11 protein-coding genes are annotated in these 12,077 nt (G+C 61.3%); all 11 read left to right on the plus strand.

Annotated features, from left to right (window positions below):
* The first annotated feature begins 100 nt into the window (after window positions 1-100).
* Entirely contained in the window at window positions 101-1,516 is a 1,416-nt protein-coding gene (locus FY528_RS08340; protein ID WP_149070541.1) for an anthranilate synthase component I family protein, read from the plus strand.
* A 111-nt stretch (window positions 1,517-1,627) separates the two neighbouring features.
* Window positions 1,628-2,194, plus strand: a complete 567-nt coding sequence (locus FY528_RS08345; protein ID WP_149070542.1) for an anthranilate synthase component II — start codon at window positions 1,628-1,630, stop codon at window positions 2,192-2,194.
* A 169-nt stretch (window positions 2,195-2,363) separates the two neighbouring features.
* Window positions 2,364-3,356: an anthranilate phosphoribosyltransferase gene (trpD, locus tag FY528_RS08350; RefSeq protein ID WP_149070543.1), complete on the plus strand. Its 993-nt coding sequence runs from the start codon at window positions 2,364-2,366 to the stop codon at window positions 3,354-3,356.
* 144 nt (window positions 3,357-3,500) lie between these two features.
* Entirely contained in the window at window positions 3,501-4,313 is an 813-nt protein-coding gene (gene trpC, locus FY528_RS08355) for an indole-3-glycerol phosphate synthase TrpC (protein WP_149070544.1), read from the plus strand.
* 210 nt (window positions 4,314-4,523) lie between these two features.
* A complete protein-coding gene (locus FY528_RS08360) occupies window positions 4,524-5,150 on the plus strand; it encodes a phosphoribosylanthranilate isomerase (RefSeq protein WP_187632056.1) in 627 nt (208 codons plus the stop codon).
* A 53-nt stretch (window positions 5,151-5,203) separates the two neighbouring features.
* A complete protein-coding gene (locus FY528_RS08365) occupies window positions 5,204-6,112 on the plus strand; it encodes an ABC transporter substrate-binding protein (protein WP_149070546.1) in 909 nt (302 codons plus the stop codon).
* A gap of 84 nt (window positions 6,113-6,196) precedes the next feature.
* The gene (gene trpB / locus FY528_RS08370; RefSeq protein WP_149070547.1) at window positions 6,197-7,393 is read left to right on the plus strand and encodes a tryptophan synthase subunit beta; all 1,197 of its coding nucleotides are present in this window, start codon (window positions 6,197-6,199) and stop codon (window positions 7,391-7,393) included.
* Between the two features lie 138 nt (window positions 7,394-7,531).
* Window positions 7,532-8,311, plus strand: coding sequence for a tryptophan synthase subunit alpha (gene trpA, locus FY528_RS08375; protein WP_149070548.1), 780 nt, complete (start codon window positions 7,532-7,534; stop codon window positions 8,309-8,311).
* A 138-nt stretch (window positions 8,312-8,449) separates the two neighbouring features.
* Entirely contained in the window at window positions 8,450-9,463 is a 1,014-nt protein-coding gene (gene aroF, locus FY528_RS08380) for a 3-deoxy-7-phosphoheptulonate synthase (protein ID WP_149070549.1), read from the plus strand.
* Between the two features lie 224 nt (window positions 9,464-9,687).
* Window positions 9,688-11,028, plus strand: coding sequence for a helix-turn-helix domain-containing protein (locus FY528_RS08385; RefSeq protein WP_149070550.1), 1,341 nt, complete (start codon window positions 9,688-9,690; stop codon window positions 11,026-11,028).
* Window positions 11,029-11,357: 329 nt separating this feature from the next.
* Window positions 11,358-11,744 (plus strand): hypothetical protein, encoded by a 387-nt coding sequence (locus FY528_RS08390; protein ID WP_149070551.1) that lies wholly within the window; start codon window positions 11,358-11,360, stop codon window positions 11,742-11,744.
* Window positions 11,745-12,077: the final 333 nt, after the last annotated feature.

Consider the following 12,077-nt stretch of genomic DNA (forward strand, 5'->3'; position numbering starts at 1 on the left):
AACCTTCAACGTATCGACTCAACAGAAAGCCCGGCCGTCCGCCGGGCTTTTTTTGTGCCCTGCCGCCTCCCTTCTCCCTCTTCCATCACCTCGTTCCTGTATGCACACTTTTCAGCTTCACACGCGCTACCTCCGGGTGCTGGCCGATACCGTAACGCCCGTGGGCCTCTACCTGCGCCTGCGTGACCGGTACGACAATTGCCTGCTGCTGGAAAGCTCCGACTACCACGGCCAGCAGAACGCGTTCAGCTACCTGGCCTTCGACCCGCTGGCCCGCTTTGAGCTGCGCGGCCGGGAGCTAACCCTCACGCTGCCCGACGATACCACCGAAACCGAGCTGCTCGACTCGCCCCGCGCGGCTCTGGCCCGCCTGCAGGCCTTTGCGGCCAGCTTCCAGACCGAGGATACCGGCCACGACTTCATCACGGGCGGGCTATTCGGGTACCTGGGCTACGAGGCAGTGCAGGCCTTCGAGGACCTCACGCTCAACCCCGACAAGCAGCCTGCCGGCCAGATTCCGGACATCCTGTACGGCACCTACCGCTACGTCATTGCCATCAACCACTTCCGCAACGAGCTGTACGTGTTCGAGCACACGCTGCAGGGCCAGGAGGTGGACGAGGACGGGCTGACCAAGCTGGTGAACCTGATCCGCAACCCTTCGTTGCCCGATTTCAAGTTCCGGACGGAAGGGGAGGAGCGCACCAACCAGACCGACGAGGAGTTCCTCAAGGTGCTGGCCCAGGGCCAGCAGCACTGCCTGCGGGGCGACGTGTTTCAGATTGTGCTGTCGCGCCGGTTTCAGCAGGGCTTTTCGGGCGACGAGTTTAACGTGTACCGGGCGCTGCGTTCCATCAATCCCTCGCCTTACCTGTTCTACTTCGATTACGGTTCCTTCAAGATTTTCGGGTCGTCGCCGGAGGCGCAGGTGCGCATCCAGGGCCGCGAGGCCAGCCTGTTCCCGATTGCGGGCACCTTCCGCCGCACCGGCCACGATGCCGAGGATGCCGCCCTGGCCCAGAAGCTGGCCGACGACCCCAAGGAAAACGCCGAGCACGTGATGCTGGTGGACCTGGCCCGCAACGACCTGGCCCGCCACGGCGACAACGTGCGGGTGAAAACCTTCCGCGAAATCCAGTTTTACTCGCACGTGATTCACTTGGTGAGCGAGGTGAATGCTACCCTGGCCGCCGGCACCAACTCCCTGCAGGTGGTGGCCGATACTTTCCCGGCCGGCACGCTCTCGGGCGCCCCCAAGCACCGCGCCATGCAGCTCATTGATGGCCTGGAACCAACCGCCCGCGGCTACTACGGCGGTGCCATCGGCCACTTGGGCTTCAACGGCGACTTCAACCATGCCATCATGATTCGCTCGTTTCTGAGCACCGCCGACCAGCTCTACTTCCAGGCCGGGGCCGGGGTGGTAGCGGCTTCCGACATCAACTCCGAACTCAACGAAGTGCATCACAAGCTAGCCGCCCTGCGCAAGGCGCTGCAGGCCGCGGAAGCTATTTAAGTAGTGATACAGATGCGCAGAATCTGGCTTGCTCGCCAGTGCTCTGCTCGGCCTCCCTCACTACACTCTTACTAATCTATCTACTCACTACCTAGTACTCTCTACTAAACCATGAACATTCTCGTTCTCGACAACTACGACTCCTTTACCTACAACCTCGTGCAGGTGCTGCGGGAGCTGGGGCATACCAGCAACGTAACCGTGATTCGCAACGACAAGCTGGCCGTGGACGACGTGGCCGCCTACGACGCGGTGCTGCTGTCGCCCGGTCCCGGCGTGCCGTCGGAAGCGGGCCTGATGCCCGAAATCATCCGCCGCTACGCACCTTCCAAGCGCATCCTGGGCGTGTGCCTGGGCCACCAGGGCTTGGCCGAGAGTTTTGGTGGGGAGCTATACAACTTGCCCCAGGTGCTGCACGGCCTGGCTACCGACGCCCACCTCACTGCCCCCGACAAGCTGTTCGAGGGCCTGCCCGATACCTTTAAAGTAGGCCGCTACCACAGCTGGAGCGTGCGCCCCGAGAGCGTACCCGCCGAGCTGGAAGTCACCGCCCTCGACGCCGACGGTCAGGTGCTGGCCTTCCGCCACCGACAGTATGATGTGCGCGGCGTGCAGTTCCACCCCGAGTCCATCCTCACCGAGCACGGCCACCAGATGCTGCGCAACTGGCTGAGTTAAAGTAGAACGTCATGCTGAGCGGAGTCGAAGCATCTCTACCTCTGACTAATAAACTGGCATTATAACGAAGCGGTAGAGATGCTTCGACTCCGCCTCCGGCTCCGCTCAGCATGACGGGCAAACATCCATCAGCGAAATCCTTTTAATCCGCATACTCTGCGATTCAATTGTGAAACAGATTCTGAATAAACTATTCGACCAGCAGCTGCTGACTCACCCCGAGGCGCTGGAAGCCATGCTGCGCATTGGGCAGGGCGAGGCCAACGCGGCGGAAATGGCGGCCTTCATGAGCGTGTACCGGATGCGCCCCATTTCGGTGCCGGAGCTGGCGGGCTTCCGCGAGGCCCTGCTGAGCCTCAGTCGCGACCCGGAGCTGGGCACCCGCGACACGGTGGACATTGTGGGCACCGGCGGCGACGGCAAAGACACGCTCAACATCAGTACGCTGGCCTGCTTTGTGGTGGCCGGGGCCGGTTACAAGGTTACCAAGCACGGCAACATTGGCGTGTCGTCGGTGTGCGGATCGTCGGATGTGCTGCAGCAGCTGGGCGTGGAGTTTGGCGTCGGCAATGACGTGCTGCAGCGGCAGCTGGAGCGGGCTGGCATCTGCTTCCTGCACGCCCCGGCCTTCCACCCGGCCATGCGCCACGCCGGGCCGGTGCGCCGGGAGCTGGGCGTGCGCACGTTCTTCAACATTCTGGGCCCCCTGGTGAACCCCGCGCGGCCGAAATTTCAGGTGGCGGGCACCTTCAGCCTGGAGCTGCTGCGCCTCTACCACTACCTGCTCCAGCAAACCGACACCCGCTACGCCGTGGTGCACGCCCTGGATGGCTACGACGAACTCTCGCTGACGGCCGCCGCCAAGCTGGCCACGCCCGAGGGCGAGCGGGTAGTATCGGCCGCCGACCTGGGCCTGACCCTGAACCAGCCCGAGGAGCTGGCCGGCGGCCGCACCGCCGCCGAATCGGCCGCCATCTTTGTTGATGTGTTGGAAGGCCGCGCCACCCGCGCCCAGCGCGACGTGGTAACGGCCAATGCGGCCCTGGCCATCGGCTGCCTGGAACCTACCTTCAGCTTCTCCGACAGCTTGGCCGCCGCCCGCGAGTCGCTGGACTCCGGCCGCGCCCGCCAGGCGCTGCGGGAGCTGGTGGCGGCTATCTGACCCCAGTAAACAGGTCCTGTCATCCTGAGCGGAGCGAAGGACCTTATCAAACCAGAACGACCCTTGTTGTTATGCTTCGTGCTGACTGTATAAGGTCCTTCGCTCCGCTCAGGATGACACACGTAACCAAGAGTACCCAACACCATGACCATTCTCGATACCATCATTGCCCATAAGCGCCAGGAAGTTGCCACCCGCCAGAGCTTGGTGCCGGTGAAACTGTTGGAGCAAAGCTTCTACATGCCGGCCCAGCCGCTTAGTTTGCGCCGCTACCTGCTGCGCGACGATTTGAGCGGCATCATTGCCGAGTTCAAGCGCAAATCGCCCAGTAAGGGCATCATCAACGCCCACGCTCCGGTGGAGCGCACCACGCTGGGCTACATGCAGGCCGGGGCCTCGGCACTTTCGGTGCTGACGGATACGGAGTTTTTCGGCGGCAAGAACGAGGACCTGACTACGGCCCGGCGCTTTAATTTCTGCCCCATCCTGCGCAAGGATTTCGTGGTGGATGAGTACCAGATCATCGAAGCCAAGAGCCTCGGGGCCGACGCCGTGCTGCTGATTGCGGCCGTGCTCAGCGGCGAGGAAGTGCTGCGCCTGGGCCGGCTGGCCAAAAGCCTGGGTATGGAAGTGCTGCTCGAAATCCACAACGCCGAGGAGTTGGACAAAACCCTGCACCCCGACGCCGTGAGTCTGGTAGGCGTGAACAACCGCAACCTGCACGACTTCTCCGTGAGCCTCGACACGTCCGGTGAACTGGCCCAGCGCATCCCCGATGAGTACGTGAAGGTGACGGAAAGCGGCCTGAGTACCGCCGCCGACATTGAAGCCCTGCGCGCCGTGGGCTACCGCGGCTTCCTGATGGGCGAAACCTTCATGCGCCACTCCCGCCCCGAAAAAGCCTGCGCCGCCCTAGTGCAGCAGCTCCGCGTCACCGAGGCGGTAACGTTGCTGTAAGGCCAGAACGAAGAAATAGAACGTCATTCCGAGCGAAGGCGCAGCCGAAGCCGAGGAATCTCGCCAGAGGGTAATCAATAGTACTACAACATCAGCACGCGAGATGCTTCGACTGCGGCTGCGCCTTCGCTCAGCATGACGTTTCATTCAGCATGACGTTTCATTCAGCGTAACGAATTACACTCCCTCATGCCCACCAACCCCCACCACATGCCTCACCTTAAAGTCTGCGGGATGGCCGATGCCGACAGCCTGCGGGCGGTAGCGGCGCTGCAGCCCGATTTTCTGGGGTTCATCTTCTACCCTGCGTCGAAGCGGTACGTGGGGGAGCGGCTGCCGGCGGCAGCGGTGCGGGCGTTGCCGGCCGCCATCCGCAAGGTAGGCGTGTTCGTGGACGACGACGCGGCCACGATGCTGGCGCGGGTGCGGGAGTTTGATTTGCAACTGGCCCAGCTCCACGGCCACGAAACGCCCGAAACCTGCGCCGCGGTGCGGACTGGCGGCGTACCGGTGGTGAAGGCCTTTGCAGTGGGTGAGGGGTTCGACTTTGCGAAGCTCCAGCCCTACATGGGCTGCGTGGACTATTTCCTCTTCGACACGGCCGGTCCCCAGCCCGGCGGCAACGGCACTGCCTTCGACTGGACGCTGCTGCAAGACTACAACCTGCCGGTGCTCTATTTCCTGGCCGGCGGCATCGGGCCGGAGCATGCAGTGGCGCTGCGCAACCTTCGGCTGCCCGGCCTGTTTGCTCTGGACCTGAACAGCCGCTTCGAAACCACACCGGGCACCAAGGATGCCGACCGGCTGGACGCCTTTTTTCAGGAGCTGAAAGCATAACAAGCCAGCATCATACACAGGCAGATTCCGCTAACGACGGATACAAGAAAGCTATGAGCGAAATAAAAATTGCGCTGGACTGGACGGTGAATACCAACCACACGGGCTTTGTGGTGGCCCAGGAGTTGGGCTGGTACGCGCAGCACGGGCTGCAGGTGGAACTGCTGACCCCGGAGGCCGACAACTACGCCCTGACTCCGGCCAAGAAGGTAGAGCTGGGTCAGGCCGACTTTGCGCTTTGCCCGCTGGAAAGCATCATCAGCTACCGCACCAAGGGCCGGCCGTTCGATGCCATAGCCGTGGCCGCCCTGCTGACGGAAGACCTGAGCAGCATCGTGACGCTGAAGCGACCAGATATTCAGTCGCCCAAAGACTTGGCCGGCAAGATCTACGCCTCGTATCAGGCTCGCTACGAGGATCAGATAGTGGCGAAGCTGCTGGAAAACGACGGTGCTACCGGCCCGCTGACCATCACCTACCCCGAGAAGCTGGGCATCTGGAACACGTTGCTGCAGCAGCAGGCCGATGCCACTTGGATTTTCGATAACTGGGAAGGCGTGCAGGCCCGGCAGCAGGGCGTGGAGCTGACCAGCTTCCGCCTGGCCGATTATGGCATTCCGTACGGTTACTCCCCCGTCATCATGGCGTCGGAAAAGCGAGTGCAGGAAAACGGGGAGGCCTACCGGACGTTTCTGCGGGTATCTGGGCAGGGCTTCCTGCATGCCAAAGACCACCCGGAGGAGGCGGTGGCGCTGCTGGAAAAGGTAGTGCCCGCCGCCGACCGCAACCCCGGTTTCCTGCTCGAAAGCCAGCAGTATACGGCCGAATACTACGGCAGCGGCTCCAGCTGGGGCCACATGAGCCCCGCCAAGGTGCAGCGCTACCTGGACTGGCTGGCCGAGCATGGCCTGGAAACCCAGAAGCTGCCGCTGCCGGAAGTCATGACCAACGACCTGTTATAAGAACCCTTTTTTGCGTCTGATTTCGCGGGATAATCCACTGCGAGACCCTGCGCCATCCACCCCGAGACCCTGCGAAAAACCATCATGAAACCAACCTACCAACAACCCACGGAGCGCGGCTACTACGGCCAGTTTGGGGGCGCGTTCATTCCCGAAATGCTCTACCCCAACGTGGAGGAGCTGCGCCAACAATACCTGAGCATCATGGCCGAGCCGGAGTTCCAGCAGGAATACCAGCAGCTCCTGCGCGACTATGTGGGTCGGCCCACGCCGCTGTTCGAGGCCAAGCGGCTGTCGGCCAAGTACAACACCCGCATCTACCTCAAGCGCGAGGACCTCTGCCACACCGGCGCCCACAAGGTGAACAACACCGTGGGGCAGATTCTGCTGGCTAAGCGCTTGGGCAAAACGCGCATCATTGCCGAAACCGGCGCCGGTCAGCACGGCGTGGCTACGGCTACGGTGTGCGCCCTAATGGGTATGGAGTGCATTGTGTATATGGGCGAAGTGGACATGGAGCGGCAGAAGCCCAACGTGTACCGCATGCGCCTGCTGGGGGCCGAGGTGCGGGCGGCCATGAGTGGCAGCCGCACCCTCAAAGATGCCACCAACGAGGCCATCCGCGACTGGATCAGCAACCCCGTGGATACGCATTACATCATCGGCTCGGTGGTGGGTCCGCACCCGTACCCCGACTTGGTGGCGCGCTTGCAGGCCGTTATCAGCGAGGAAATGCGCAAGCAGCTGCTGGAGAAAACCGGCTCCGAGCTGCCCCAGTACGTGGTAGCCTGCGTGGGCGGCGGCTCCAACGCGGCCGGCGCATTCTACCACTTCCTAGAAGAGCCCTCGGTACAGCTGGTGGCCGTGGAAGCCGCCGGGCACGGCGTGCACTCGGGCCACTCGGCCGCCACCTCGGTGCTGGGTACGCCAGGCATCATCCACGGCAGTCGTACGCTGCTGATGCAGGACGAGGACGGCCAGATTACCGAGCCGTACTCCATTTCGGCGGGCCTCGATTACCCCGGTATCGGGCCGCTGCACGCCTTCCTGGCCGATTCTAAGCGCGCCCGCTTCATCAGCATCGAGGATGAAGACGCCCTGAAAGCCGTGGCCGAATGCAGCCGCCTCGAAGGCATCATCCCCGCCCTGGAAACCGCCCACGCCATTGCCGCCCTCGGCCAGCTCGGCGCCGGCCCCGACGATGTGGTGGTCATCAACCTCTCCGGCCGCGGCGACAAGGACCTGGAAACCTACATCAAGTACGCTGACGCTATTATGTAATGCCAAACCATCTGTCATCCTGAGCGAAGCGAAGGACCTTACCACGCGTGAACAAGTCGTTTACAAGTAATCTAGGCGTGATAAGGTCCTTCGTCCTCGCTTGATGCGCGACATGCTCAGGATGACAGGGCCGCTGATATGAACCGAATCAAAGACGCCTTCGCCAAAAAGCAGAAAAACCTGCTGAACATGTACTTCACGGCCGGCTACCCGCGCCTGCACGACACCGTACCGCTGATTAAAGCCCTGAGTGAGGCCGGGGCCGACCTCATCGAAATCGGAATGCCGTTTTCGGATCCGCTGGCCGATGGGCCGGTAATTCAGGCCAGCAGCACGGTGGCTCTGGCCAACGGCATGAACCTGCGGGTGCTGTTCGAGCAGCTGCAAGGCATCCGGGAGAGCGTGCCCGAAACGCCGATTCTGCTCATGGGCTACCTCAACCCGGTGATGCAGTTCGGAGTGGACAACTTCTGCCGCGAAGCCGCAGCCGCCGGGGCCGATGGCATCATCCTGCCCGACCTGCCCCTCGACGATTACGTGGCTGAGTATCAGGACATCTTCCGCCGCCACAACCTGCGGCCAGTGTTCCTCATCACCCCACAAACCGCCCCGGAGCGCATCCGCCGCATCGACGAACTAACCGATTCGTTCCTGTACCTCGTATCGGGCCCCGGCACCACGGGCGGGGCCAACACCCAGGCCGAGGGCGTGCAGGAAGCCTATTTCCAGCGCATCGAGGCCATGAACCTGCACAACCCCCGCCTCATCGGCTTCGGCATCGGCGACAAAGCCTCGTTCCAGAATGCCTGCCAGTACGCCGAGGGCGCCATCATCGGCTCCGCGCTGATTCGCGCCCTGGATGGCGTGGACGACGCCCCGGCTGCGGCCAAGCGGTTTGTTTCTTCTGTAATCAACTAAGTAGCTTCCGAAAAATTGTCATCCTGAGCGGAGCGAAGGACCTTATCACGCGTGAACGACATAGTTCGGTAGAAAGCCAAACGTGATAAGGTTCTTCGCTCCGCTCAGGATGACAGAGGATTCTCCCCCTACCAGAACATGATCATCCAACTCGACCCCCATATCACCGCCGCCGATAAAGCTGCCATTGAAGCCCGCATTCAGGAGCTGAAATACAAGGCCACGGAGGTGAAAACCCAGCGCGCCCACTACCTGGTGGCCATCGGCAAGGCCGATGTGGATTTGCGCACCATTGGTCAATTGCCCGGCATCTTGGACATCCACCGCGTGTCGGACGATTACAAGCTGGTGAGCCGCAAGTGGCGCGTGCGCCCCACGGTGCTCGACCTCGGCGACGGGGTGCGCATCGGGGAAGGCTCGCTCACGCTGGCCGCCGGCCCGTGCAGCATCGAGAGCGAGAAGCAGATGGAGCTGATCATGCAGCACCTCGTGGACAACGACGTGCGCATCATGCGCGGGGGCGTATTCAAGCCCCGCTCGTCGCCGTACGCGTTCCGCGGGCTGGGCATGGAAGGCCTGAAGGATTTCCACCGCATGGCCCGGGAGCGGGGCATCAAGATTGTGACGGAGGTCATGCAGGTGTCGCAGGTAGAGGAGATGCACGACTACGTGGACGTGTTCCAGGTAGGCGCCCGCAACACCCAGAACTTCAACCTGCTCGACGCCCTGGGCGGTGTGGATAAGCCCGTGATGATTAAGCGCGGCATTTCCGGCACCATCGAGGAGCTGCTGTCGTCGGCCGAGTACGTGTTTTCGGGCGGCAACGAGAAGCTGATTCTCTGCGAGCGAGGCATCCGCACCTTCGAAACCGCCTCGCGCAATACGCTGGATTTGAACGCGGTGCCCATCCTGAAGGAGAAAACCCACCTGCCCGTTATCGTGGACCCCTCGCACGGCATCGGCATCCGCGAGTACGTGCCCACCATGGCCCTGGCCGGCGTCATGGCCGGTGCCGACGGCATCATCTACGAAGCCCACGAGAAACCCGAAGAAGCCGCCTCCGATGGTGCCCAGACCCTGAATTTTGCCGAGTCGGAGCGCCTGATCCGCAACCTGCGCAAAGTGTACGCCCTGCGCCAGGAGCTGGAGTAGGAGCGTGACGTTCTATTCGGTTTCGGATGCAATTCAGAACGATGTAGAGACGCGACACTTCGCGTCTCGTCGTTGAACGACCCGGCACCACTCCAATCAAAACAACATCAGCAACGACGAGACTCCAACTATTGTGTCTCTGCATCACACAACCCGCCCCGGCCCATGGAAGCCAGGGCGGGTTTTTATATAGCGGAAGTCCGATCTACTGTTACCTTGCCGGTATGTTCTTCGGCTTCAACCTGTACAGCGGCTTGCTGCTGCCGTTTTTCCTGCAAGGCATCATTGTGGCGGTGGTGCTATGGGCCCGGCGCCGGCGCGAGGATATGGCGGCCGACGGCTGGCTGGCTTTGCTGCTGCTGCTGTTTGCCCTGCGGCTGGCCCAGTGGATGCTGGGCTTTGCCGGCTGGTACGACTCGCACGACGGACGCACGACGTTTATGTTCTACTGGCCGTTCAGCAACTGGCTGGCGGTGGGGCCGGCGCTGTACTTCTACTTCCGCAACCTCACCAACCAGGAGTTCCGGCTGCAGCGGCGGCACTGGTGGCACTTCGCGCCCGCGCTGGCGGTGCTGGCGTGGCGGCTACTGGTGTTCGGCTACGATATCGGCTGGTGGCATAGTCTGCGGGGAGAACTGCTGCCGGAGCACTTTGGCACCAAAGGCCCTTTGGCTGCTTGGGCTGACTGGCAACCGCTGTACTATGTGCTGGATGCGTTGGGCTACCTCTCGGTGCTGACTTACGCGGTGCACACCCTGCGGGCCTACCGCGCCTACGCCCACTACCTCAACGACAACTTCTCCGATACCGAGCAGCTTCGGTTTCGGTGGCTGCGCAACGTGTTGGTAGCCGTGGTAGTGGGTACCGGCGTCACGCTGGTCTTCGGCCTAGTTAACCTTTTCATTACGCCCCTCAATTACGTGCAAAGCTGGTACGACTACCTGTTCACCGGCCTGCTGATCTATTACCTCAGCATCTCGGGGCTCCTGACAGGCTACCGCCTGGGTGCCCTGCGCTTCCAGCTGCCAACGGCCACTGATACTCCGGGGCCGGCTGAGTTGCTATCAATTACTACAACGGAAGTAGCTTACGCTGCCGGATCTGCTGCCACGGGCGCCTTGGGTCCGGTATCAGGTCTGGCTGAAACTACCGATCCGGCCAATGCAGCGGTGGTGGCCACTGCGCCATTGAAAACCCAAACAACAGCCGCCACCGCACCCGATGCGGAGCTGGCCCGCTGGACTACCCGGCTGCTGAACCATATGCAGACAGCCCGGCCCTATCTGGAGCCTGAGCTGACGCTGGGTGAGCTGGCCACCCAGCTGCGCACCAACACATCCTGGCTTTCTCGGGTCATCAACACCGGTTGCGGCCAGAACTTCAACGACTTCGTGAACGAGTACCGGGTGCGGGAAGCCGAGCGCCGCCTCCGCGACCCGCAGTTCCGGCAGTATACCTTGCTGGCTCTGGCGTTGGCGGCCGGTTTCAACTCCAAGTCCACGTTCAACCGCGTCTTCAAAAAGCTCCGCGGCCAGACGCCCAGCGAAGCCGCCCGGCAGCTGTAGAAAGGCATCCTTGCGTCTCGTCGTTGAACGACTGGGCCTGCATCAACAGGAACGATGTAGAGACGCGGCATTTCGCGAAGCTGTTCAAGAAGTAGGCCTAACGAAATTTCTTTGTCATCCTGAACAGCTACCGGGCTCTGCATTGAACGATTCGGCATCATGCATGGCAAGCAACCGCAGCAACGATGCGGCCCGATGGGTTTCCTCTCTGCAGCGGCCTGGTGCCAATCTATAAGTTGAGGTGTCCCAGACTGTAAAATGGAGCGTATGGGCGCTGACTGGGCGTTTCCTTTGGAGCATCGTTTCACTTCAACCTCCAACTAACTGCCATGCGTATTTTCCTGCCTTTCCGTCCGGTCGTCATTGCCACTTGCGCAGCCGTGTTTCTCCTCGTTACGGCTTGCTGGGCGGGGATTACCTCCAATCTGCTTATTGAGCCGGGTAAGCAGTTTGCGCTGGGCGGCGGGCAGTTGGGTGCCTTCAGAGTAGTAGCTCATAATGTGGGGAAGGTGCCGGTTGAAATCAAGGAGCGCCCCCGGGGCGGTGGTAACTTCGGTAAAACTACTTTGGCTCCTGGGGCCCGGGGCACACTGCGGTTTATGGCCGGCTCCACAGCGCTGCTGCTAAATCCATCTGCTCAGCAGGCTCGTCTCGACCTTAAAATCACAGGCGACACTCGATTGAGCATGACCTATGAGGCCAATGGTAAGCAATAAGCTATGCTTACGCATTCCTTGCACCGAATCGTCAATATAAGTGGAGGCAATTTTGTAAATAGGCTATGAAAATAAAGGGGGGGTGTTGAGAAAATTATTGTCTTTTCTTTGTGTTTTACCTTGGGCTAGAGGGGGGATTTGGGTAATGATGGTACGGACTAGGATTTTGGCCATGAAAAATAAACTAGGGTGCTGAATAGTTTATTCCGGAAGTCTTCTATATTTGCATCATCATGCTAATCCTAACCGCGAAATGCAATGTGGCCATTAATCGTCCTGTCCAGGGCGAGGTCGGGCGCTTTTGCGGGTATGAATGGTAGAACACAGCATGCT

It is taken from the genome of Hymenobacter lutimineralis, assembly GCF_008271285.1.
Taxonomy (GTDB): domain Bacteria; phylum Bacteroidota; class Bacteroidia; order Cytophagales; family Hymenobacteraceae; genus Hymenobacter; species Hymenobacter lutimineralis.

Excerpts from the sequence above, each read along its gene's own strand:
- aroF (WP_149070549.1), top strand. The coding sequence starts at position 8,450 with ATGATCATCCAACTCGACCCCCATATCACCGCCGCCGATAAAGCTGCC.
- trpB (WP_149070547.1), top strand. The coding sequence starts at position 6,197 with ATGAAACCAACCTACCAACAACCCACGGAGCGCGGCTACTACGGCCAG.
- FY528_RS08345 (WP_149070542.1), top strand. The coding sequence starts at position 1,628 with ATGAACATTCTCGTTCTCGACAACTACGACTCCTTTACCTACAACCTC.
- FY528_RS08360 (WP_187632056.1), top strand. The coding sequence starts at position 4,524 with ATGCCTCACCTTAAAGTCTGCGGGATGGCCGATGCCGACAGCCTGCGG.
- trpC (WP_149070544.1), top strand. The coding sequence starts at position 3,501 with ATGACCATTCTCGATACCATCATTGCCCATAAGCGCCAGGAAGTTGCC.
- trpA (WP_149070548.1), top strand. The coding sequence starts at position 7,532 with ATGAACCGAATCAAAGACGCCTTCGCCAAAAAGCAGAAAAACCTGCTG.
- FY528_RS08365 (WP_149070546.1), top strand. The coding sequence starts at position 5,204 with ATGAGCGAAATAAAAATTGCGCTGGACTGGACGGTGAATACCAACCAC.
- FY528_RS08340 (WP_149070541.1), top strand. The coding sequence starts at position 101 with ATGCACACTTTTCAGCTTCACACGCGCTACCTCCGGGTGCTGGCCGAT.
- FY528_RS08390 (WP_149070551.1), top strand. The coding sequence starts at position 11,358 with ATGCGTATTTTCCTGCCTTTCCGTCCGGTCGTCATTGCCACTTGCGCA.
- FY528_RS08385 (WP_149070550.1), top strand. The coding sequence starts at position 9,688 with ATGTTCTTCGGCTTCAACCTGTACAGCGGCTTGCTGCTGCCGTTTTTC.